The sequence below is a fragment of the Selenihalanaerobacter shriftii genome (genome assembly GCF_900167185.1).
GTDB classification, from domain to species: Bacteria; Bacillota; Halanaerobiia; order Halobacteroidales; family Acetohalobiaceae; genus Selenihalanaerobacter; species Selenihalanaerobacter shriftii.
Genome location: NZ_FUWM01000003.1, coordinates 125,596 through 148,055 on the forward strand (window position 1 = coordinate 125,596; position 22,460 = coordinate 148,055).

Annotated in this window: 25 protein-coding genes and 1 riboswitch; of the genes, 2 read left to right on the plus strand and 23 right to left on the minus strand. The window is 30.9% G+C overall.

Going from position 1 to position 22,460, the window contains the following annotated elements; genetic code table 11:
- Positions 1-331: 331 nt before the first annotated feature.
- Positions 332-496: a Spo0E family sporulation regulatory protein-aspartic acid phosphatase gene (locus B5D41_RS00555; protein ID WP_078808647.1), complete on the plus strand. Its 165-nt coding sequence runs from the start codon at positions 332-334 to the stop codon at positions 494-496.
- 10 nt (positions 497-506) lie between these two features.
- Here B5D41_RS00555 and B5D41_RS00560 read toward each other — a convergent pair whose 3' ends face one another.
- The 7 genes from B5D41_RS00560 to pgeF all read right to left on the minus strand — a co-directional run bounded on the left by B5D41_RS00560 (position 507) and on the right by pgeF (position 7,341).
- Positions 507-875 carry a hypothetical protein gene (locus tag B5D41_RS00560; RefSeq protein WP_078808648.1) on the minus strand — a complete coding sequence of 123 codons (369 nt, stop codon included), beginning with the start codon at positions 873-875 and terminating at the stop codon, positions 507-509.
- Positions 876-1,006: 131 nt separating this feature from the next.
- Positions 1,007-2,092, minus strand: coding sequence for an ABC transporter ATP-binding protein (locus B5D41_RS00565; protein WP_078808649.1), 1,086 nt, complete (start codon positions 2,090-2,092; stop codon positions 1,007-1,009).
- Between the two features lie 13 nt (positions 2,093-2,105).
- A complete protein-coding gene (locus B5D41_RS00570) occupies positions 2,106-2,897 on the minus strand; it encodes an ABC transporter permease (protein ID WP_078808650.1) in 792 nt (263 codons plus the stop codon).
- On the minus strand, positions 2,890-3,876 hold the full coding sequence (locus B5D41_RS00575) for an extracellular solute-binding protein (RefSeq protein WP_078808651.1): 987 nt from the start codon (positions 3,874-3,876) through the stop codon (positions 2,890-2,892). Before B5D41_RS00575 ends, B5D41_RS00570 begins: the two co-directional genes overlap by 8 nt.
- Before the next feature lie 135 nt (positions 3,877-4,011).
- Positions 4,012-5,784 (minus strand): two-component system histidine kinase PnpS, encoded by a 1,773-nt coding sequence (pnpS, locus tag B5D41_RS00580; protein ID WP_078808652.1) that lies wholly within the window; start codon positions 5,782-5,784, stop codon positions 4,012-4,014.
- 3 nt (positions 5,785-5,787) lie between these two features.
- Positions 5,788-6,495, minus strand: a complete 708-nt coding sequence (locus B5D41_RS00585) for a response regulator (protein ID WP_078808653.1) — start codon at positions 6,493-6,495, stop codon at positions 5,788-5,790.
- A gap of 24 nt (positions 6,496-6,519) precedes the next feature.
- The gene (gene pgeF / locus B5D41_RS00590; protein ID WP_078808654.1) at positions 6,520-7,341 is read right to left on the minus strand and encodes a peptidoglycan editing factor PgeF; all 822 of its coding nucleotides are present in this window, start codon (positions 7,339-7,341) and stop codon (positions 6,520-6,522) included.
- A 317-nt stretch (positions 7,342-7,658) separates the two neighbouring features.
- On the opposite strand from pgeF, the gene B5D41_RS00595 reads away from it, so the two are divergent.
- Positions 7,659-8,198 carry an HPP family protein gene (locus B5D41_RS00595; RefSeq protein WP_078808655.1) on the plus strand — a complete coding sequence of 180 codons (540 nt, stop codon included), beginning with the start codon at positions 7,659-7,661 and terminating at the stop codon, positions 8,196-8,198.
- A 42-nt stretch (positions 8,199-8,240) separates the two neighbouring features.
- Here B5D41_RS00595 and B5D41_RS00600 read toward each other — a convergent pair whose 3' ends face one another.
- From B5D41_RS00600 to rlmN, 16 genes are all read right to left on the minus strand, one after another.
- A complete protein-coding gene (locus B5D41_RS00600; RefSeq protein ID WP_078808656.1) occupies positions 8,241-8,606 on the minus strand; it encodes a DUF2512 family protein in 366 nt (121 codons plus the stop codon).
- A 91-nt stretch (positions 8,607-8,697) separates the two neighbouring features.
- Positions 8,698-9,687: an ABC transporter substrate-binding protein gene (locus tag B5D41_RS00605; RefSeq protein ID WP_078808657.1), complete on the minus strand. Its 990-nt coding sequence runs from the start codon at positions 9,685-9,687 to the stop codon at positions 8,698-8,700.
- Positions 9,688-9,717: 30 nt separating this feature from the next.
- Positions 9,718-10,485 (minus strand): ABC transporter ATP-binding protein, encoded by a 768-nt coding sequence (locus B5D41_RS00610; protein WP_078808658.1) that lies wholly within the window; start codon positions 10,483-10,485, stop codon positions 9,718-9,720.
- 1 nt (position 10,486) lies between these two features.
- Positions 10,487-11,383 (minus strand): ABC transporter permease, encoded by an 897-nt coding sequence (locus B5D41_RS00615; RefSeq protein ID WP_078808659.1) that lies wholly within the window; start codon positions 11,381-11,383, stop codon positions 10,487-10,489.
- A 288-nt stretch (positions 11,384-11,671) separates the two neighbouring features.
- A complete protein-coding gene (gene nikR, locus B5D41_RS00620; RefSeq protein WP_078808660.1) occupies positions 11,672-12,094 on the minus strand; it encodes a nickel-responsive transcriptional regulator NikR in 423 nt (140 codons plus the stop codon).
- A gap of 28 nt (positions 12,095-12,122) precedes the next feature.
- Positions 12,123-12,650 (minus strand): FmdE family protein, encoded by a 528-nt coding sequence (locus B5D41_RS00625; protein WP_078808661.1) that lies wholly within the window; start codon positions 12,648-12,650, stop codon positions 12,123-12,125.
- Positions 12,651-12,733: 83 nt separating this feature from the next.
- Positions 12,734-13,000: a YlmC/YmxH family sporulation protein gene (locus B5D41_RS00630; protein ID WP_078808662.1), complete on the minus strand. Its 267-nt coding sequence runs from the start codon at positions 12,998-13,000 to the stop codon at positions 12,734-12,736.
- 139 nt (positions 13,001-13,139) lie between these two features.
- Positions 13,140-13,610 carry a 6,7-dimethyl-8-ribityllumazine synthase gene (gene ribH, locus B5D41_RS00635; protein ID WP_078808663.1) on the minus strand — a complete coding sequence of 157 codons (471 nt, stop codon included), beginning with the start codon at positions 13,608-13,610 and terminating at the stop codon, positions 13,140-13,142.
- A gap of 33 nt (positions 13,611-13,643) precedes the next feature.
- Positions 13,644-14,852, minus strand: coding sequence for a bifunctional 3,4-dihydroxy-2-butanone-4-phosphate synthase/GTP cyclohydrolase II (locus B5D41_RS00640; RefSeq protein ID WP_078808664.1), 1,209 nt, complete (start codon positions 14,850-14,852; stop codon positions 13,644-13,646).
- Between the two features lie 29 nt (positions 14,853-14,881).
- Positions 14,882-15,553, minus strand: coding sequence for a riboflavin synthase (ribE, locus tag B5D41_RS00645; protein ID WP_078808665.1), 672 nt, complete (start codon positions 15,551-15,553; stop codon positions 14,882-14,884).
- 7 nt (positions 15,554-15,560) lie between these two features.
- Positions 15,561-16,667: a bifunctional diaminohydroxyphosphoribosylaminopyrimidine deaminase/5-amino-6-(5-phosphoribosylamino)uracil reductase RibD gene (ribD, locus tag B5D41_RS00650; protein ID WP_078808666.1), complete on the minus strand. Its 1,107-nt coding sequence runs from the start codon at positions 16,665-16,667 to the stop codon at positions 15,561-15,563.
- A gap of 101 nt (positions 16,668-16,768) precedes the next feature.
- Positions 16,769-16,909: riboswitch (FMN riboswitch) on the minus strand.
- 99 nt (positions 16,910-17,008) lie between these two features.
- Positions 17,009-17,659 carry a ribulose-phosphate 3-epimerase gene (gene rpe / locus B5D41_RS00655; protein ID WP_078808667.1) on the minus strand — a complete coding sequence of 217 codons (651 nt, stop codon included), beginning with the start codon at positions 17,657-17,659 and terminating at the stop codon, positions 17,009-17,011.
- Positions 17,660-17,661: 2 nt separating this feature from the next.
- Positions 17,662-18,534, minus strand: a complete 873-nt coding sequence (rsgA, locus tag B5D41_RS00660) for a ribosome small subunit-dependent GTPase A (protein ID WP_078808668.1) — start codon at positions 18,532-18,534, stop codon at positions 17,662-17,664.
- A 13-nt stretch (positions 18,535-18,547) separates the two neighbouring features.
- Positions 18,548-20,566 carry a Stk1 family PASTA domain-containing Ser/Thr kinase gene (pknB, locus tag B5D41_RS00665; RefSeq protein ID WP_078808669.1) on the minus strand — a complete coding sequence of 673 codons (2,019 nt, stop codon included), beginning with the start codon at positions 20,564-20,566 and terminating at the stop codon, positions 18,548-18,550.
- A 30-nt stretch (positions 20,567-20,596) separates the two neighbouring features.
- Positions 20,597-21,304, minus strand: a complete 708-nt coding sequence (locus tag B5D41_RS00670) for a Stp1/IreP family PP2C-type Ser/Thr phosphatase (protein ID WP_078808670.1) — start codon at positions 21,302-21,304, stop codon at positions 20,597-20,599.
- A gap of 25 nt (positions 21,305-21,329) precedes the next feature.
- Positions 21,330-22,388, minus strand: coding sequence for a dual-specificity RNA methyltransferase RlmN (gene rlmN / locus B5D41_RS00675; protein ID WP_078808671.1), 1,059 nt, complete (start codon positions 22,386-22,388; stop codon positions 21,330-21,332).
- Positions 22,389-22,460: the final 72 nt, after the last annotated feature.

Genomic DNA, 22,460 nt, shown 5'->3' on the forward strand with positions numbered 1-22,460 from the left:
TAACAGTTACTATTATTAATATAGTAAAATATTACTATAGTGTCAAATAATCATTCTAAATAGTAAGAAGGGCTCTAATTAGAGCCCTTCTTACTATTTATTAAAGCTATTTGATTTTTTTAAATTATATTTACTCTAATCTCCCTGAATAAAAGAACATATAATTGTAAAATCTCAAATTAACACATTTTTACTAAGAATATCTCTACATAAAGCGATTTTTGAAATAAAATTTAATTTGTTCTTGAAAAATTTAGTTATTTTTTGTATAATTCATAGTGGTATTTGTATTTTTTGGTATATATTACGAATTATTAGGAGGCATCATACAATGTATAATATTCAACAACTAAAAAATAGAATAAATAAAACAAAATCAGAACTTACTAACTTAGCTACAGAAACTAATAATATTAATAATGAAGAAGTAGTAAATAAAAGTCAAGAACTAGATGAATTAATTGTTTCTTTCATGAAAAATGAATTACTTACATAACAAATAAGTTCTATTTAAAAATGATAGTTCGCAACTGTTTATCAATTATATTTGATTCTTCTTCTGCTATATCTTCTACATTAGAAGTATCAGTTAATAATTTTTCAAATTTAGCATATAATGATACATAAAATTCAATGGTATCCTCATCAACCGCAACCTTTCTTATTTTACCTAATTCCATATTATTAATCTTAAATACTTTAGTCGTAAACCTTTTCTTAATTTTTTCCCTCGTTGAATCCTCTAAATCAAGAGTGTCTTTATTGACTATAACATTAATTTCAAATCCATCTCCACCTCTTTTAGTAAGCCTATTAGGCTCAAATGGTTCTAAATCTTCACCAGCAATAGAAACTTTAAGCTTATTCTTATCCATACTAATCACCTCATTAATATTATGCCACAATTAATTAAGGTATACTAAGTTAATGCCTCTAATTTCCGCACTTGTAATGCTCCATAATTAAACAAACTCTACTAAAGTTTAGTAGAGAAGTTTATTTGTTCCTATTTAATTATATGAATATAATCAGCAGTTAATCTAACTCCTATTTTAGCCCCTAAACGGTGTTCATTAGTAAAGTCAGTAGGAGTATCAACAATTAAATCATAATCCTCTTCACTAAAAATACTAATAAAAAGTCTAGTAATAGCTCCTTTAGATAATGTCTTTTTTAAAACACCTAAATAGAAGTTTCTTTGATTAACATTTTCATCTATATCAGTCAATACATCTATAAATTCTGGTCTAATAACCACTACTACTTCTTCTCCTGAATTGAAATTCTGATTAGAAACTGCAATCAAATTAAATTTATCATTTCTTAATTTTATCTCTGATTTACATTCTTCTACTACTACATCAAATATATTCTTACTTTCTACAAACCTAGCTACATTTCTAGTTCTTGGTCTATAAAAAACCTCTTCTTTAGCTCCAAACTGCTCAATTTTACCTTCATTATAAATCGCTACTTGATCAGCTAGTTCAAAAACATCTGTTAAATTATGAGTAACATAAATAACAGGAATTCCAAATTCACCATGAATTCTTAACAAATCCTGTCTTAACTTCTCTCTAACTAGCGTGTCTAAAGCAGAAAATGGTTCATCTAATAATAAAATATCTGGTTCTACAATCAAAGCTCGAGCAATAGCAACTCTCTGTTGTTGCCCACCAGATAATTCATCTGGATAATGATTTGCTAAACCTTTTAGTCTTAATTCAGTTAATAATTCATCAACTTTCTTTTGAATTTCTTTTTTTGTAAAGTCACTTCCGTGAATACCATATGCTATATTTTCGAAAGCCGTAAGATGTGGAAAAAGACTATAATCTTGAAAAACATAGCCTATTCTCCTTTGATTAATTGGTAAATTTTCTTTAACCTTACCATCTTCTTTTAAGAAAAAGTTTATTCCTTGATTAATAACCTTACCTCGGTCTGGCGTCTTTAATCCAGCAATTAATTCTAGAGTAGTACTTTTGCCGCAACCACTAGGACCAAATAAGACTAAAATTTCATTATCTAAATAAAACTCTACATCTAATACAAACTCTCCTAATCTTTTATATAAATCAACCTCTAACATAATTTCACCTACTTTAGAAAGTTCTTAACTTTAACTCACCACTGATCAATTTCAATAAAATCAATATAAAAATTACTACTAAAATTAAACCAATTACTAACGGCAAAGCCGAATTAAGTCCTCCACTAGTAAACTCTACCCAAATTCTAATCGGTAAAGAATTAGGGTGATACGCTAAAATAATAGTAGCTCCAAATTCACCGATAGCTCGAATCCAAGTTAATAAAATCCCAGCAATAATTCCCTTCTTAGCCAAAGGCAATGTTATATCTTTAAAAGTCTGCCACTGGCTCTTACCTAATAATAGTGAAACAGCTTCTAACTTCTCGTCTACCTTCTCAAAAGCTATCTTCGTAGTAATAATTAAGTACGGAGCTGTAATAAATGTCTGAGCTAAAATAGTTCCCCAAATAGTACCAGTAAACCTTAAATCACTACTAGCTAATACTTCTCCAATTATACTACGAGGTCCAAATATCATCAAAAGCAAAATTCCACTAACTATCGGAGGGATTACTATTGGAAAGAAAATAATTGCTTGTAAAATTCTTTTCCCTTTAAAATTCTTACGTGCTAACAGATAAGCTAAAGGAAGACCCCATAATATATTAATAATCAAAGTAATTATAGAGGCTATTAAAGATACTTGCATAGCATTATAAAAATCTGAAGTCAAAATTTTTGATAATGCAATAAAAGAAAAACTTTCAAAGACTAAATTCAATAATGGTAAACTAATAAATAATAATGCTACTCCTGCTAATAGATATAAGGCTAATTCAAACAAACTAATTCTCTTAATCAATCTCTAATTCTCCTTTAAGATATTTTTGTAATTTAACTGGTATATCATTTTTATTTCCTTTGAATTGAATTGGAATTACATTAAAACCATGTTTAACAAAAAACTCTCTACCTGAATTTGATAGAATATAGTCTAAAACATTAATTGCTGCACTTTTATTTTCAGATTCATTTAAGATAGTAATAGTATATATTATTGGCTTACCTCTAAATACCTCATTATTATCTGTCGCATATTTAACTTCTTCATAGAAATCTGTATACTTTGGATTGCTTAAATTAACCTGATCAGGCAAACTAATATATGGTAATCCTCGTTCAATAGCTTCATTCTTATAAGTTACAGCGGCATCAAGCTGACTTGTCTCCAACATAGCCATTAATTCTATTTCTGGAAAGATTAATTTCTGTTCATTATTATTTAAAACTTTCTTCTTTAAATTATCTTGGTCATAATATTTAGCAGCTAAATCTAACATGAATAAAGTTCGATATCCTTTAGGGTCTAAATTTGGGTCAGTTCTACCTAAACGAAATCCATCCATTAATAATAACTTATACCATTCTTTATCTCCAGATGTAACTTTCTTTATTTCATTCTTGAAATGATTATCTGGACTATACGCAATTACTAATTCATTACTTAAAAAAGACAAATACCAATCAATTAAATCACTATTTTTATTTCCTAATAACAATTGTTCATTTACTGCTGGATCTGCACTTAAGTAAATATCAGGACTACGTAATCCTTCATTAATCATTCTAGCCCCTCTAAGTGAGCCATGACCTTCTCCTTGCACATTTAATTGAAATTTTTCTTCTAGTTTAGGATTTATTTTATTTTCCATTACACTTAATAAAGAACCTGCATAAATTGATTTTAATTTACCATCAGAAGCATCCAAATTAAAATTAATTACTAAAGCTCCTACTATAACAAAAATTATAATTATTGCAATAATTTGTGAATTTTTCATTCCTTTTATCCTCCCTAAACAAAAAACCCCAAAAATAAGGGGGGACTATATTTAATTATTTATTATACTCCTGATCATATTATAAATAATTCTAGTTATTTTGTAAAGCTATGTCAAAAAAAATCAACTTTTATCTTATTTTACTTTAGGAAAATAAAAAATAAATTTAGTGCCTTTCTCTACTTCACTTTCCACATCTATCATCCCATTATGCTGCTCTATAATATGTTTAACTATTGACAATCCCAATCCAGTTCCTCCTAAATTTCGTGAACGAGCCTTATCTACTCGATAAAACCTTTCAAAGATTCTTGGTAAATCTTCAGATGGTATCCCTATACCAGTATCACTAATCTCAGTCCAAATTTTTTCATCATCTTCATATACTTTAACCTTAACTTCTCCACAATTAGGAGTATATTTAACAGCATTATCAATTAAATTAATATATAATCTTTTAATTTGACTTTCATCTCCAGAAATCATAGCTAATTCTGCCGGCACATCTATTTTTAAATTCAGTTCTTTATCAGAAACTTTAGGCATTACAATTGTTAATACATCTTCAATAACTTGATTTAAATTAATCGCTTCATAGCCTTTACCACTAATTCCGGACTCTATCTTGGATAAATCTAATAAATCAATTATTAATTGCTCTAATCTATCAGCTTCATCTTTTACAACATTCAAAAATCGTTTATAAATCGCAGAATCAGGATTATCATTAGCTAATAAAGTTTCAACATAACCTTTAATAGAAGTTAAAGGTGTTCTAAGTTCATGAGACACATTTCCTACAAATTCAGTTCTCACTTGCTCTAAATGTCTTAACTCCGTTATATCTCGCAAAACAACTACTACTCCTTGTATCTGTTCATCTTGATCTTTGATTGATGTTGCTTTAACTCTAATGATTCTCTCTTCTGGATAAAGGATTTCAATTTCTTCAGAAACTTCTTCTCCCTTCTCTAGCGATTCCATAACTACTTGATCTAATTTATGACTGCGTGTTACTTCTAATGAATACTTGCCTATGATCTCTTCTTCCTTAACTTCAAAAAAATTTTCAGCAGAAGGGTTGAAAAGAATTATTTTTCCTATATTATCTACAGCTATTACTCCATCTCCCATACTACTTAAAACTGCTTCAATTTTATTCTTCTCATCAGAAATTTCATTGATTTTATTCTTTAATTTGTCAGCCATATTATTAAAAACATAACTTAATCTTCCTAACTCATCATCAGAAGTAACCATCAATCTTTGATCTAAATGTCCTTGAGCCATCTCTCCAGCTACCTCTGTCATCCGTTCAATTGGTTTAGTAATTCTTTTGGTTAAACTCAAACCTAAAATTAATGAAATAATAATTGCTATTAAACCAGCATTAATTACTCGTGAAAATATATCTGCTAAAGCTTCTTTAACTTGAGTTAAAGGTAAGGCTAGTCTAACCACCCCCACTATATTACCACTATGTTTAACTGGAAGGGCTAAATATTTCATATTTATTTTTAAAGTCTCACTATAACGAGTAGATTTACCTACTCCTGTCTTAATTGATTGCTGCACTTCATGTCGCTGTAAATGATTTTCCATCTTAAGTGGATCCTGTTCGGAATCACCTAATACTTTACCTTCACTTCCAATAATTGTGATTCTAGCCTCTGCTTCATTACTATACTCATCAACTAACCTATCTATCTTTTTGACTCTTTTATTAGAAACTATCTCATCCTTTAATAAACTTCTAACTAATCTGGTCTCTTTAAGTATATTATCTTCTAATTGTGTTATAAAATAGTCTTCTAAAAATCCTTTTAAAGTTAAACTAAACATTAATAATGCTGCTATAATTAATATTAAATAAAGAGTTGTAACTCTCCACCTTATACTTTTAAACATCTTTTATTCCAACTCCTTAAATCGGTATCCCACTCCTCTAACTGTTTCAATATATTCCAAATCTTCTACACTATTCTCTTTCAACTTTTGTCTTACTCTTCTAATATGTACATCTACAGTTCTAGTGTCTCCATCATAGTTATAGCCCCAAATTTCTCTTAATAAAAAGTTTCTAGTCAAAACCTTCCCAGAACTAATAGCTAATAACTTTAGTAATTGAAATTCCTTAGGAGTAAAGTTAACCTCTTTATCTGATAATAATATTTCATATTTATTTAAATCAATCTTAATTTCTCCAACCTCAATCTGTTCATCATCTTTCTCCAACTTATCAAAATTAGCTCTTCTTAGAATAGCTTTCACTCTAGCTACTAATTCCCGGGGGCTAAAAGGCTTAGTAACATAGTCATCAGCTCCTAATTCTAAACCTAAAACTCTATCTACCTCTTTTTCCTTAGCCGTTAACATAATAATCGGTAGTTCACTTATCTCTTGATTATTTCTAATCGTTCTACAAACATCTAAACCACCTAATTTAGGTAACATTAAATCTAAAATTAATAAATTTATCTCTTCATGATTAACTTTATCTAAAGCAGCTTGTCCATCATAAGCTACTACCACTTCATAACCCTCTTTCTCTAAATTAAACTTAACTAGCTCAACTATATTCTCTTCATCATCTACAACTAAAATCTTCTCTTTACCCATAACAACACCTCAGCTTTAATTTAATTAACGTAATTCAATTAAACTTGCCATTCTGCCTGTCGTTCCATCTTCCGCCCGATAAGAATAAAGCAAATCTGTATTACAAGAAGTACATATTTCACTAACCACTATATTCTTTCTTAAAACTCCTATTTCCTGCAATTGTAGACAATTAGTTTCCCATAAATTTAATTTCCATCTATCATCCCCTACCTCTTCTATTAACTCCTGCCAGTCATCAAATGTTTCCCTTAAAGGATTAATTACATATTCATCTACTTCATAACAACAAGGACCAATAGAAGGACCAATACCAACTAGGATATCGACAGGGTCAGAATCAAACACTTCTTGCATCTTCATAACTGTCTGTTGACCTATCTTTTTTATTGTTCCCTTCCATCCTCCGTGAGCTAAAGCCACTACTTGTTGTTTAGGGTCTAAAATAATAATAGGTACACAGTCTGCATAGTAAGAAGTTAATGTGACTCCCGGTTGATTAGTAATTAAGGCATCAGTAGCTGAAATTGAATCATTATAATCTAATGCTCCTTTTCCTATATCATCTCTATTTACTATTTTAATTGCATCAGAATGGACTTGTTCGCCTGCTACTATCTGTTCATAATCTACTCCTAATTCATTACATATTCGTTTGCGATTTTCTAAAACATTATTTTTATCATCACCAGTATGAAGACCTAAATTCAAACTAATAAAATCTTGATTACTTACTCCTCCTAATCTAGTCGAAAAACAATGCTTAACTAACCCAGTTTCAGCAAATTCTTCTATAATATAATATTTTAAATTAGAATAATTTCTACCTTTTAATAGTTTAAACATTAATTTTCCTCCTTACTTAATTTATTTTTAATATTTTATCAGGTTATTTATATTATTCCAGTTTTCAAAATAAAGTTCCTTGAAAATAGTTATTTTTAAAATCATACTTTACTCAATATTTACCCATTCTTTAACTCTTTATATAAGACTTATCATTATCTTCAATTAAAATACTGAATAATATAACAACATCAAATCCTAATATAATCATATTTTGTTAAATTATTTCAAATAATTCGGTAATAGATGATAAATATCATTGTTAATTATTGCTAAAGATTATATTCTTATTACCAAGTTATGAAAGGAGGACTATTATGCTTAGAAAAATTTTATCAGCAAATAATTATCAAAGAAGCTATACATCCCAATTTACTAATAAATTAAAGAATCTACTAGTTAATATAAAATTATCTGAATTATTCTGGTCCTTTATAGGAAGTTTCATAGGCATTGGTGCTATTACCTATTTAACTTTTTCTCATGACGTAGCTCTTTTAGCACCATCATTTGGAGCATCTGCAGTCTTAATTTATGGTGCCTGTAAAGTTCCTATGGCCCAGCCTAAAAATGTAATTGGCGGACATGTAATTTCAGCATTAACCGGGATTATTATCTATCAATCCCTCGGTCTTAGTTGGTTATCAATTACTCTAGGAGTATCACTGGCTATAGTCTTTATGTCAATTACTAATACAGCCCATCCTCCAGGTGGTGCAACAGCCTTTATAGCAATTTATACAAAGCAAAACTTTATATTCATCTTAAAACCTATCTTAATCGGTGCTCTTATTTTAGTCATAACAGGATTATTAACTAACTACTTCAGTTCCAACAGACAATATCCCAATATATAAATTTAAAAGAACCTTGTAAGGACCATCCCTTACAAGGTTCTTTTAATCTGGCCAGTCTCCTCGCCCTTCTACTTCTTCGTTATCTATATATCTATGCAATAACCAATCACTACCAGCAATAGATATACTAACTATTATGATCATAATAGTTGAAACTTCAAATCCAACTATTAAAACTCTCATTACCCATAGACTTAACCCAGTAACTAATGCTTGAGTAAGTATGTCAGCACTTGCACTAATATTAGGTAAAACCAAAAGATCACCTATAATATAATTAGCAGCAGTTAAGAAGATACCTACTATTATTCCTGTATATATGGATAATGGCCCTAAAACTGATACTAATACAATCGATATTAATTCTATTAATAAAAATTTCATAAAAATTACCCGTATATACTCCATGATAACTATATCTCCCTTCTAATTTTCTATAGTTATCATATTCAACTTATTAAAAATTTATTCTAAGGTAAATCTACCAGTTTAATGCTAACTACTTACTTATATTAATTTGCTTTAAATAAGAATCATCAATTACTTTCTCTAACTTAGGTATTTTTTGAATCTTATCATATTCATATAAGAAAGCAGCCGTATTATTTAGGCTTTCTTTTATTTCTTCATTAAAATCAACTTTAAAATAATGATAATTCATAGACTTTTTAGCCAATTCCGGAGATAATCCAGTAACTTTTGATACTACCTGTGCTGCCTGATCCGGATTATTTTGAAGAAACTTTGCTGCTTTTTTTAACGACTTTAAAACTTTAATTACTACTTCTTTATTTTTTTGAGCATAAGCGGTATTTGCTAATATAAAAACTGGATACTGATTATTTGTACCAGCTAAAGTACTTAATTCACGTCCTATGTTCTTAGCCTCTATAACCGTAGGAGTCGGTTCCCAAATTAAAATCGCATCAGCTTGATCTGTAGCTAAAGCATCTGCCATATCTGGAGGTCTAATATCAATTATGGAAACTTGATCTGGGTCTAATCCTTCTTTACTAGCTAATTGATAAAAACCACCATGGGAGCTTGTTCCTTTCTTAATCCCTATTGTTTTTCCTGCTAAATCTTTAACTGAATCTATATTACTATTCTTTTTAACCATTAATCGTTGTCTATTCTCTCCTCCACCAACGCTAGATAAAATCTTAACCGGTAAATTCCCAGCTACCGCCATTAAAGCTGGCGTATCACCCATTGTTCCAAACTGCACACTTCCAGATGCAATAGCTTCATTAACGGCAGGTCCACTATTTAAAACCTGAGTATTCACATCTAAACCTTCACTAGCAAAAAAACCTTTATGATCAGCAATCATAGCCAAAGAATGTGCAACTGAAGTTTGGTAAGCAAAAGAAATTTTAGGTTTACTTTTTAAATCACCTTTAGTTTCATTAGTAGAACTACAACCTGCACTTAATAATAATACACCCATTAACATTAATATTAATAACTTACGTATATTTGAACTCATTATTTTTTATCCACCTTTCTTTTTCACATACTATGCTCCCATATCGTCACCCATTAAATGACCTAACAACTCTCTTTTAATCTCTGCTACCTTATTGGATAATCGGTCTCTTGGTCGAGACAAGTTTATCTTAATATCTGCTTTAATACGTCCTGGATGAGAAGAAAGAACAACTACCCTATCCGCCAAATAAACTGCCTCATCTACATTATGAGTAACAAAAACTACTGTTTTCTTTTCTTGACCCCAAATTTCTAACAATTCTTGTTGTAACATTTGTCTAGTTTGAGCATCAAGTGCCCCAAAAGGTTCATCCATTAATAAAATTTCACAATCCATAGCCAATACCCGAGCAATAGCTACTCGTTGTTTCATCCCGCCAGATAACTCATGGGGATAAGCTTGAGCAAATTTTTCAAGGCCCACTAGCGATAGATACTTCTTACCTATTACCTCTTTTTCATTTGTTGTTAAATCTAGTTCATTTAATCCAAATGTAACATTCTTTATAACATTTAACCATGGAAAAAGAGTATATTCTTGAAAAACAACTCCCCGATCAGGGCCTGGCTCTTTAACTATATTATTGCCAACAGAAATATGACCAGTAGTCTGTTCTAAAAAACCAGCAATTAAATTTAATAAGGTTGATTTACCGCAACCACTAGCGCCTATTATACATACAAACTCTCCCTTTTCAATCTCCAAGTTAATATTATTTAATGCTAAAATATTCTTTTCCGTCTCTTTATCAGTAAATTCTTTGGTAATATTCTTAATAGTAACAGGTTGTGTCATCTTAATCCTCCTTTCTCTTCATTCCCCACTTTTCAATAGTACCCTTTTCAATTGGAGTAAAGATTAATCTTTCTATAGTTAAACCAATAATACAGATTACAATTATATTAACAAAAGCAGATGCATAGTCAAAGTTCCAACGGGCCTGAAAAATGGCGTAACCTACTCCAGAGCCAGTTGCCGCTATCATCTCAGCTGCTATTAGTGCTCTCCAGCCATTAGCTAAACCAATTCTAAACCCACTTAGAAGATGCGGGATTGCAGCTGGAAGTAAAACTTTTAAAAATAATGTTCTATCATTTGTTCCCATCATTTTAGCAGCTCGTATATACATCTTACTTACTCCTTTTACACCTGCTGCCATATTAATTATAATTGGAAATATTGAAGCTAAAAAGATAATGAGAATAGTAGATTTAGTTCCTAATCCAAATAATAAAATTGCTACTGGAATCCAGGCTAAACTAGGAATAGGTTGTAAAATGTAAACAATCGGCATAATTAATTTACTAAAGATTTTTGACCAACCAATTAAAACTCCTATACTCATTCCTATAACTGCTGCTAATGAAAATCCTGTTCCCCACCTAATTAAACTATCTAATAAATGTCCATAAATAGTATGTTTTAAGTAAACATCACCTCTAAGTAATTCATAAAATCTAACTAACGTTTGTAATGGTGTGGGAAAAGGAACACCTCTATTCTTAATAATTATAATAGCTATTAGATGCCAAATAATGAATAATCCTATAATCGGAATAATATTTATAACAATATCCCTTAAACTATTCTTTCCCACTTTATTTGTAATATCTTTAATAGAATTTTCTTGATTATTAATTTTATAATCTTCAGCCTCTTCTAACTGCTGTTGGTATTGATAAGTTTCATTCATTTAAGTACCTCCTTCTTTATTATAATATTTTGCCTGAATATTATTAATTTTAAGACATATTAAATAACTTAAAAACCTCCAATATTGGAGATTTTTATCCTTCAAAATTCATATATTTATATATAAATCATACAGCAAACTTGTCCCCGACTATAATTATATCAAATAGATAAATAAATGTCAATCTAATATTTTTTGCTTTTTATCCTAATAGGTTTAGCTACTAGTTTTGAATAATAATTGTTAATAAAAAACGGACACGATTAAATCGTGTCCTCACTCACTAGCTTAGACTAAGCCTTTACCTGTAGAAGTAATAGTTAATTTACCATGTTTTACTCCTTTAGTACCTATCAATCTTTCAGCTACTTCTCTAGTCTCGCCTGCTTTTCCTTTAACAACTAATACTTCTAAACAATTATGATGATCTAGATGAACATGAGTAGTAGATAAGAATAAATCATGATAATTATGTTGCAATTCATTTAGCTCATCACTTAATCCTTTAACATGATGATCATAAATTAAAGTAATGGTACCAGCTACTTGCTTATCTTCATCTTCCCACTCATTTTCAACTAACCTATTTCTAATTAAATCTCTGATCGCTTCTGATCTATTGGAATATCCTTTTTTAACTATTAATTCATCAAACTTTTCTAATAGATCTTTATTCATAGATATTCCAAATCTAACTAATTTATTACTCATTATATACCACCTATTCATTCTTCTAATATTATTCTGATTTAAAACAAGGAATACAAATCACTTTCCCATTCTTTAATCTAGCCTTAGTCTCCATAACAGGCTCAGAACAAATTTCACACTCTACTGAATCTCTGATTTCAGCCATATCTGGAAAATTAAAATCTATCTTTTCGACCTTAAATATCTGGTCAGGTGACTCAGAAAATAACTCTTCTGCTCTTGTTTCTTTATCAATCTCTCCAATTGCTCCCAATACTTCAGGTTTTAAAGCTACTCTAACGGCTTGTCCAGTTTTACGATTTCCTATAGTAAAGACCTGTTTACCATAATTTTTCACCAAAAAATTCCCTTTACCAGCAGTACAACCAGTTAATATCTGAATTGCATCTATACTACAAGCATCTGTTTCTACAATAGCTACTAACTCTTCATCTTCAGATCTATTTACATTCAATTCACTTAAAGCTATCTGACCAGCTTTAAAACCGATAACTAATCCTGGACAGAGATGTCCATGAAAATTAATAGCTTCATTAAGTTCTGAATTATTTTGCATAGACTTGCTTCCTCCCTTCTTAAATTAATCACCTACTTAATAAAATTCAAGAAATTAATAAAAATTCCTGTTAATAACTGAAGTTATTCAGTAAAATTACTATCTGGAAGAGTAAAATCATCTAAATCAACTAAGATTACATCCTTACCTATCCTTTCAATTTGCTCCCATTGAATAATTAAATCATCTTTCCCTGAGAATATACTAAAAATTTTCTTCTCTCCTGGTACTATTATTGCTTCAATCTTACCCTGTGCTAAATCTAATTCTATATCTTTAATTAATCCTAATCGTTGTCCATCATTAACATTAATAACCTCTTTTGATCTTAACTCTGAGGTCTTAATCATCTTACTTCCCTCCTCTATAAATAACCATCACTGTTCTATATATATGCTTTAAATATTAATTATGTTACTAAAGGAGGAGATATTAATTGAATAAATAAAAATCCCTAAAGCTTATTTTAAACTCTAGGGATCAAATCATTTATGCCTCAATATTAGAGATTAAGTTAGCCATTTCTAATGCACCCATGGCTGCTTCCCAACCTTTATTGCCAGCCTTAGTACCAGCTCTTTCAATCGCTTGTTCAATAGTATCTGTAGTAATTACTCCAAACATTATCGGCATCTCTTCTTGCAATCCTACTTTACCAATCCCCTTTGATACCTCATTACAGACATAATCGAAATGAGGAGTAGCTCCTCTAATTACTGCCCCTAAACAGATAACAGCATCATATTTTTGGCTCTTTGCCATCTTCTTTGCAACTAAAGGAATCTCAAAAGCTCCAGGTACCCAAGCAACATCTATATTCTCTTCAGCTACATCATGTCTCTTTAAAGCATCTAAAGCTCCGCTTAATAATTTACTAGAAATAAATTCATTAAATCTGCCAATTACAATTCCAAATTTGAGCCCTTTACCAACTAACTTACCTTCAAAAACTTGATTCATACTAATTCCCCTCTCTTAATTGATTATCTTTTTTTATTTTCCATTAACTAACATATGTCCCAGCTTATCCTTCTTAGTCTGTAAATATTTTTGATTATTAGAGTTAGGTTCTATCTCTAATGATACTCTTTCATTAACCTCTAAACCGTATCCTTCTAATCCAACTATCTTGCGTGGATTATTAGTCATTAATCTAATACTACTTAACCCTAAATCAGCTAAAATTTGAGCACCTATTCCGTAATCTCTTAAATCCGCATCAAATCCTAGTAATTCATTTGCTTCTACTGTATCTTTACCTTCATCTTGTAATTCATAAGCGCGCAACTTATTACCTAAGCCAATCCCTCTTCCTTCTTGTCTCATGTAAAGCAATACACCTTGGCCTTCTTCATCAATCCTAGTTAAAGCTTCTCCTAATTGATCTCCACAATCACATCGTAACGATCCTAAAGCATCACCAGTTAAACATTCTGAATGTACTCTAACTAATATGTCTTCTTTATGCATTACATCACCCTTAACTAATGCCATATGGGTTTCATCATTATTCATTACTTCATAACCATAAGCCATAAAGTCTCCATATCTAGTCGGCATATCAACCTCTCCTACTTTCTTAACCAATTTATCTCTCTTAACTCTATACTTAATCAAATCTTCAATAGTAATGATCTTCAAATCATACTTCTCAGCAAATTCCATTAATTCTGGTACCCTAGCCATTGTACCATCATCATCCATGATTTCACAGATAACCCCAGCTGGATACAATCCAGCTAATCTAGCTAAATCTACGGCAGCTTCAGTATGACCAGCTCTTCTTAATACTCCTCCTTCTTTAGCTCTCAATGGAAAAATATGACCTGGTCTATTAAAGTCTTCTGGTTTAGAATCAGAATTTAATACTTCACGAACAGTCTTACATCTTTCATAAGCAGAAATTCCAGTAGTAGTCTCCTTATGATCAATTGAAACTGTAAAAGCTGTCTCATGAACATCAGAATTATGATTAACCATTTGAGGTAATTCTAATTCATCTAATCTTTCACCAATAACCGGCAAGCAGATTAAACCTCTAGCTTCAGTAGCCATAAAATTAATAGCTTCTGGAGTAGCTTTTTCTGCTGCTATAATCAAATCCCCTTCATTCTCCCTGTCTTCATCATCAACTACAAGTACCATTTTTCCTTCTTTAATATCTTTTATGGCTTCTTCAATATCATTAAATTTAAATTCCATCAGTCTGTCACTCCCTTTATTAAGATAAATTATAAAAATCCATTCTGTTGTAGTAGATCCAAATCTACTCTTGAATTATTATTAGTAATACTTTTATTATTAGAATCCTCCATATTAAACCTTAACATTCTTTCTATATATTTTCCTATTAAATCTACTTCTAAATTAACTATATCTCCTATATCTTTTTTCCCTAATGTAGTCATTTCAGCAGTATGAGGAATCAAAGATAGAACAAATTCCTGATCAAGTAATTCAGCAATCGTTAAACTAATTCCATCAATAGCAATGGATCCCTTCGGAATTACATATTGACGTAAATCTATAGGTAAAGATATATTATATAAAATAGCATTATCTTCTCTTTGTTTTTTCTTGATTTCACCTGTACCATCTATATGTCCAGAAACCAAATGACCACCTAATCTATCTTTAAGACTTAAAGCTCTTTCTAAATTAACCGCTTCTCCCACTTTTAATTCACCTAAGCTTGATTTTCGCATAGTTTCTGGCATAACATCAACTGTAAATCTGTTTTTATTAAAGCTAGTTACTGTTAAACAGACCCCATTAGTAGCTATACTATCACCTAGCTGAACATCATTTAATACATTTTTCGCTTTAATCTCTAACTCTATTGACTGACTACCACGATTAATGGAGTTTATTTCTCCTAACTCTTCTACAATTCCAGTAAACAATGAAACCTCACCCCCTATATTCAGGATAACCCTTAATTAAAATATCATTACCAATGGTAGAAATTTTACGATTCTTTATTATAATCCCATCTGCTACCTTATTAACTCCTCTACCTCCTACTACACTAATTGCATCTCGACCTCCAATAATTTTAGGAGCGACAAAGTACAGCACTTTATTTACTAATTTAGAAAAGAGGAATGCTTCACTAATTTGGCTACCTCCTTCTATTAATAAACTAACTATATCTAACTTTCCTAATTCTTTTAATAAAGATTCAAGATCGACTCTTCCCTGTGAATCAGCCGATATAATTAAGACTTCAACTCCTAATTCTTCTAGCTTATCTATCTTTTGACGATTAGCTTCTTTAGTAGTGGCTACGATTGTTTTAGCTTCTGACTTTTGAGTTACTAAATTATAGTCTAAAGGAATTCTTAACTTACTATCTAAAACTATCCGAGTAGGATCTGTTCCTTTTTCCTCTGGTAATCTAGTTGTTAATCTAGGATTATCAGCTAATACTGTTCCAATTCCAACTAAAATACCGTCTAATTCATCCCGTAATCTATGCACATATTTGCGAGATTCAGGTCCACTAATCCACTTAGCATCCCCAGTTTTAGTTGCAATCTTACCATCTAAAGTCATAGCATTTTTCAATATGACAAATGGTTGTTCAGTAGTAATATATTTAATAAAAGCTTCATTTAACTCTTTAGCTTCCTCTTCTAAGACTCCACTTCTTACCTCTATCCCTGCCTCAGCTAACTGCCTTAATCCTTTACCGGCTACCAATGGGTTAGGATCTTTAATAGCAGCTACTACTTTATTCACTCCTGCTTCAATCAAAGCTTTAGTACACGGAGGAGTTTTTCCATAATGAGAGCAAGGCTCTAAAGTAACATAAACAGTAGCTCCCTTAGCTGCCTTACCTGCATCTGCTAAAGCATTAACTTCGGCATGTGCTTTGCCAGCAGCTTGATGATAGCCTTTACCTACTATTTCTCCATCTTTAACAACTACTGCTCCTACCATAGGATTAGGACTAGTCTTTCCTCTACCCTTACTTGCTAACTCTAAAGCTAATTTCATATAATCTTGGTCAGTCATATAAAACACCTCATTTCCTATATAATAAACGAAAAAAATCCCGAAGTAATTTCGGGATTTAATAGCTTAATCAAATCTATAGGCATAAATAACCTATAGATAATCTACTTCTCTCTTCCAGACTTTACTGTCGGCTTTGGATTCTTACCAAATCAACTGTTAATCTTAACAGCTAGCGGGCTAAACCTCGCAAGAGAGATATCACCGCCGGTTAGGAATTTCACCTAATCCCGAAGTTAATTTATTCTTTTTTAAATTAATCTTTATAAATTATAACTTATTAAACACTATAATTAGATATTCTACAACAAAAATATAAATCCTTCTTTTTATTGCAAGTATTAACCCATACATGCTTCCTTTAAATCTTTAACTGCTTGTCCAGGATCTTCAGCGCCAAAGACAGCTGAACCTGCTACTATTACATTAGCTCCAGCCTCAACTACCTTACTTATATTATGCGGTTTGATTCCACCATCAACTTGAATATCAATATCTAATCCCTCTTCTTCAATTCTATTTCTTAATTTTTCAATCTTAAATAATATAGTATCTATAAATTTCTGTCCTCCAAAGCCTGGATTAACTGTCATTAATAATACTAAATCAATATCTGGTAATATATTCTCTAACACTGTTAAAGGTGTAGCTGGATTTAATGCTACTCCTGCTTTAACCTTTTGTTCTTTAATATTCTGGACAGTTCGATGTAAATGAGGACAGGCTTCAGTGTGAACTGTAATTAATTGAGCACCAGCATCAGCAAAATCTGATATATAATTATCAGGATCTTCAATCATCAAATGAACATCTAAGAAATTATCTGTCTTATTTTGAATAGCTTCTACTACTAAAGGACCCATAGTGATATTTGGGACAAAGTGTCCATCCATCACATCAATATGTAAAAATTCTGCATTACTAACCTTATCTACTTCAACTGCTAAATTGCTAAAGTCAGCTGATAGTATAGATGGTGCAATCTTGATCATAATTAATTACCTCCTTCAATTTCAGACAAAAAGCTTAAATAGTTATTATATCTAGATTCATATATATTTTCATTATCTACAGCTTCTTTTACTCTACATTTAGGCTCATGTAAGTGTAAACAATTATTAAATTTACAGTCTGGAATATATTCTCTCATCTCTTTAAATAAATAACCTAACTGTCGTGGAGCAATAAAATCAATATTTAAAGCAGTAAATCCAGGAGTATCAGCAACTAACCCACCATTATCTAGTGGAATTAATTCTACATGACGAGTAGTATGTTTACCTCTTTTAATTTTTTGACTAACCTCACCAGTAGTCAAGTCAGCTTCGGGATTTAATAGGTTGAGCAGACTAGACTTACCTACTCCAGAGGGACCAGCAAAGACAGAAATTCTATTTGCCAATCCCTTCTTTAAATCCTTTATTCCTTTTTTAAGCTTTATATCAGTATAGACTATTGAATAACTTATTTTTTCATATTTATTCATTAACTTTTTCGCTTCTTCTAATCCAATTAAATCTATCTTGTTTAAACAGATTAAAACATCTAAATCATAAGCTTCTGCTAAAATTAGAAATCGATCTACTAATTTACAATTTAACTCCGGATCTTGTCCAGCAAAAACCAATACCATTTGTTCCACATTAGCCACTGCCGGACGTTTTAAAGAAATAGACCGAGGGCATAATTCTTCAATTACCCCTACCTGTTGATTTACAACAGTGAATTTAACTATATCACCTACATAAAAATCTATACCTTTCTTTTTAAACCTACCCCTTAATGAAGTTTCATATAACTCTTCATCATCAAAAGCTAATACATAATAATAACCTGAATATGCTTTAATTATTCTGCCTTCTCTCATTATGCCTCCCCCATTATAACCTTTGTTCTCTTATTAATGAATTATTGATATAGACTTGAACTACTGTTGATCCAACACTGATAACTTTCCTATTGACTAAATCACCTGGGTGATGTAATTTATTATAAATAATTCGTCTACCATTATCATCTTTCACAGTTATCTTTACTTGTTGATCTTCTTCCCCTGGATTAATATTAACTCTTACTCTAAACTGATGAATTTCAGAATCATAAACATTTCTGATTCCACTACTAATTACTAAATTAACCTGAGAACCAGCTGTTAGTTCTGTACTTGGTTTCGGTTCTTGACTCATTACCTGTCCTTCAAAGTAATTTAAACTCTCTTTATATTTAGTTTCTCCAATAATTAAGTCTAATTCTCTTAATCTTTGTTTAGCATTCTCTTCATTTAAACCAATTAAATTCGGAACATTTACCAGTTTTGCTTCTTTCCCTTTACTAATAATTAATTCAATTGTAGAGTTGATCTTCACTTCTTCTCTAGGTTCAGGATTTTGACTAATGACTAACCCTTTCTTAATCTGGTCATTAAAGACAGAAGTAACCTCTCCTACTTTTAAATCTGCCTCATCTAAAGCAACCTTTACTTCCCTTAAAGGCTGCCCAATAACTTTTGGTACTTTAGTAAGCTTTGCTCCTTTACTAATAACCAAATTGATTTTTCTACCTTCTTTTACTTCTTTACCAGCCTTAGGGTATTGAGAAATAATATGATCTTTAGGAATTTGATTATTGTAATTTTTACCATGAACTTCTAACTCCAACCTTTTTTCTAATAATTGTTGCTTAGCAGTATTCATATTTTTGCCAACCACATCTGGTACCTCAACTACTGGTACTCTTAAAAAGTCAACCACCTGATAATATCCCCAAGTTAAGCTCCCTAGCATAAAAATAAAGACTAACGCCCCAATTATTAAACGACGATTTCTTTGAAAGAAACTCTTCGTTTCTTTATTATTCTTTGCCTGAATTGATTCGTTATTTCCAAACTTTTCTTTTGATTCTATTACTAGCTCCTCAGTTGAACTTTCCTCCGACTCTTTTGTTAAGCCTTCATCCGATGATAATTCTGTTGAATCCTCTTCATTATTAGCGATAGATGGATATTCATCTTTATGCATTACTATAGTCTTTTCTGTTAAATCTACTTCTTTTTCTGATTTTGACCTTTCTTTTGATTCAATCGTGCTTTGAATCACTTTTTGAACTTCTTCTAACATCTTTTTTATACTATTATAACGTTTTTCTGCTCTTTTATTAAGTGCTTTTAAGATGATTTCCTCTACTTTTAAAGGTATATCTGAATTAATCTCTCTAGGTAGTTTGGGCTTATTTTTAATATGTTTCAATGCTACTGATACTGGAGATTCACCTTCAAAAGGCACTTCCCCTGTAACCATTTCATATAAAACTATTCCTAATGAATAGATATCAGTTCGTTCATCAACCTTATCTCCCTTAGCTTGTTCAGGAGCAAAATAATTAGCAGAACCGATTACAGTCTGTGTCTGTTTTAAAGTAGCAGAAGTTAATGCCCTAGCAATTCCAAAATCAGTTAATTTTGCTCTTCTTTCCGGAGTTAATAAAATATTGCCTGGTTTAATATCACAATGTACAATCTGATTACGATGAGCAACTACTAATGCTTCACAAATCTGTTCAGTAATCTCTAAAGCTATAGAAACCTTTAGTTTTCCTTCCTTTTCAATCTTCTTCTTTAAAGTCTCACCTTGAACATTCTCCATCACAATATAATGAGTGTCATTATCTTTACCGATATCAAAAATATTAACAATATTATGATGAGAAAAACTTGCTACAGCTTGAGCCTCTCGTTTAAACCGCTCCACAAATTCTTTATCATTTGAAAATTGTCCTCGTAAAACCTTAACTGCTACTTGACGATTTAACAGTTTATCCTTAGCTTCATAGACTAAGGCCATTCCACCTTCTCCGATCTTCTTTTCAATTTGATAACGATTATTTAAACATTCCCCAATCATTAAAGTCACCTCTATGATTTATCTAAACTTCTAACGAGTAAACAAATTAACAGTTATATTATCCTGTCCACCAGCTTTATTAGCCATCTGAATCAACCTATCTGCCTTCTCCTGTAAAGATTGGTTATCTAATAAAACTTTTTTAATTATATCATCCTTAAGAACAGAATTTAATCCATCAGTACATAATAAAATTAAATCATTAGATTCCATTTGCATTTCAATTATATCTATATCTATTCTTTCCTCAGTCCCTAAAGCCTGTAGTAATATATGACTCTGAGGATGATTACGTGCCTCATTAGAAGTTATTTCTTTAGCTTTTACTAATTGATTTACTAATGAATGATCTTCAGTTAACTGTTTAAACTCTCCATCTCTTAATAAATATATCCGACTATCACCTACATGACCAATATAGAGTTGATCATCAACTAAGATAGCTGTCGTCAATGTAGTCCCCATTCCTTCATACTTAACATTACTTCTGGCCTTATTTAAAATCTTCTTATTAATAAATTGAATAGCTTCAGTAAGACTTATAGACATATTCTCTAAATCAAAATTATAATCCTTTAAAACATCAATCGCTATAGAACTAGCGAGCTCTCCAGCATTATGACCACCCATACCATCTGCCACAGCAAATATTTTATACTTTGAATTATCTAATTGTAAATAACTATCTTCATTTATATCTCTAACTTTACCACAATCAGAACTCAATCCCAATTCCATGGAATCACCTCACTTAACCTCAAACTTAATCTGAACTTTTATGCTTAGACCTTAGTTGGCCACATGCTGCTTCTATATCACTGCCACGCTCCAAACGAACCGTAGCTTGAATACCATTTTTAGATAATATCTCTTTAAAATTATTAATATCCTCTCTATCTGGACGCGTCAAATCTAATTCTCCAACTGGATTAACAGGAATCAAATTAACATGACAGAGAAATCCAGATAATAACTTAGCTAATTCTTTAGCATCTTGTACCCGATTATTAACACCATCTACTAAAGCATATTCGAAAGTAATCCGTCTATTAGTCCTTTTTATATAATATTCACAAGCAGTCATTAATTCATTAATTGGATAACGTTTATTAACTGGCATCATTTCATCTCTTAAATTATCAGTCGCTGCATGTAAAGAAATCGCTAGCACTAATTGTAATTCTTCTTTAGCTAATTTTTTGATTTGTGGTACTAAACCACAAGTAGAAAGAGTAATCTTTCTCATACCAATATTTAAACCTTTATTTCCATTTAAAATTTCAATAGCCTTTAATAAATTATTATAATTAGCCAAAGGTTCTCCCATACCCATAAATACAATATTAGTCACTGCAGGTTCACCAAATTCTTCACCACTAATTAGTTTCTGTACTTTTAATACCTGACCGACTATTTCTCCAGTAGTTAAATTGCGCTCTAACCCTTGTAAGCCTGTAGCACAAAAATTGCACCCCATGCCACAACCAACTTGAGTTGAAACACAGACACTATTTCTACCATCCCTATAAGGCATTAAAACTGTTTCTATTCTCTTTCCATCTATTAATTCAAATAAATATTTAATGGTTCCATCTTTTGATTTAGACTTTGTTATTTCTTGAAGTTGACTAATATAAGCTACTTTCTTCAATTTATTTTGTAACCCTTTGCTTAAATTAGTCATTTGATTAAAGTCAGTAATACCTTGTTTATAAATCCAATTAGCAATCTGTTTAGCTCTAAATTCAGCCTCTCCTATATTAGCCATAAATTCTTCTAATCCCTGAAAATTCAAAGAGGAGAGATCAACTTTATCGACCATCATATCTCCCTTTCTGATTAAATAATATTTTATCACTTAATAATTATTATTACATTATTATCTTCACGATAT

Coding starts and splice junctions, on each gene's coding strand:
- B5D41_RS00555 (WP_078808647.1), top strand. CDS start 332: ATGTATAATATTCAACAACTAAAAAATAGAATAAATAAAACAAAATCA.
- B5D41_RS00560 (WP_078808648.1), bottom strand. CDS start 875: ATGGATAAGAATAAGCTTAAAGTTTCTATTGCTGGTGAAGATTTAGAA.
- B5D41_RS00565 (WP_078808649.1), bottom strand. CDS start 2,092: ATGTTAGAGGTTGATTTATATAAAAGATTAGGAGAGTTTGTATTAGAT.
- B5D41_RS00575 (WP_078808651.1), bottom strand. CDS start 3,876: ATGAAAAATTCACAAATTATTGCAATAATTATAATTTTTGTTATAGTA.
- pnpS (WP_078808652.1), bottom strand. CDS start 5,784: ATGTTTAAAAGTATAAGGTGGAGAGTTACAACTCTTTATTTAATATTA.
- B5D41_RS00585 (WP_078808653.1), bottom strand. CDS start 6,495: ATGGGTAAAGAGAAGATTTTAGTTGTAGATGATGAAGAGAATATAGTT.
- pgeF (WP_078808654.1), bottom strand. CDS start 7,341: ATGTTTAAACTATTAAAAGGTAGAAATTATTCTAATTTAAAATATTAT.
- B5D41_RS00595 (WP_078808655.1), top strand. CDS start 7,659: ATGCTTAGAAAAATTTTATCAGCAAATAATTATCAAAGAAGCTATACA.
- B5D41_RS00600 (WP_078808656.1), bottom strand. CDS start 8,606: ATGGAGTATATACGGGTAATTTTTATGAAATTTTTATTAATAGAATTA.
- B5D41_RS00605 (WP_078808657.1), bottom strand. CDS start 9,687: ATGAGTTCAAATATACGTAAGTTATTAATATTAATGTTAATGGGTGTA.
- B5D41_RS00610 (WP_078808658.1), bottom strand. CDS start 10,485: ATGACACAACCTGTTACTATTAAGAATATTACCAAAGAATTTACTGAT.
- B5D41_RS00615 (WP_078808659.1), bottom strand. CDS start 11,383: ATGAATGAAACTTATCAATACCAACAGCAGTTAGAAGAGGCTGAAGAT.
- nikR (WP_078808660.1), bottom strand. CDS start 12,094: ATGAGTAATAAATTAGTTAGATTTGGAATATCTATGAATAAAGATCTA.
- B5D41_RS00625 (WP_078808661.1), bottom strand. CDS start 12,650: ATGCAAAATAATTCAGAACTTAATGAAGCTATTAATTTTCATGGACAT.
- B5D41_RS00630 (WP_078808662.1), bottom strand. CDS start 13,000: ATGATTAAGACCTCAGAGTTAAGATCAAAAGAGGTTATTAATGTTAAT.
- ribH (WP_078808663.1), bottom strand. CDS start 13,610: ATGAATCAAGTTTTTGAAGGTAAGTTAGTTGGTAAAGGGCTCAAATTT.
- B5D41_RS00640 (WP_078808664.1), bottom strand. CDS start 14,852: ATGGAATTTAAATTTAATGATATTGAAGAAGCCATAAAAGATATTAAA.
- ribD (WP_078808666.1), bottom strand. CDS start 16,667: ATGACTGACCAAGATTATATGAAATTAGCTTTAGAGTTAGCAAGTAAG.
- rpe (WP_078808667.1), bottom strand. CDS start 17,659: ATGATCAAGATTGCACCATCTATACTATCAGCTGACTTTAGCAATTTA.
- rsgA (WP_078808668.1), bottom strand. CDS start 18,534: ATGAGAGAAGGCAGAATAATTAAAGCATATTCAGGTTATTATTATGTA.
- pknB (WP_078808669.1), bottom strand. CDS start 20,566: ATGATTGGGGAATGTTTAAATAATCGTTATCAAATTGAAAAGAAGATC.
- B5D41_RS00670 (WP_078808670.1), bottom strand. CDS start 21,304: ATGGAATTGGGATTGAGTTCTGATTGTGGTAAAGTTAGAGATATAAAT.
- rlmN (WP_078808671.1), bottom strand. CDS start 22,388: ATGGTCGATAAAGTTGATCTCTCCTCTTTGAATTTTCAGGGATTAGAA.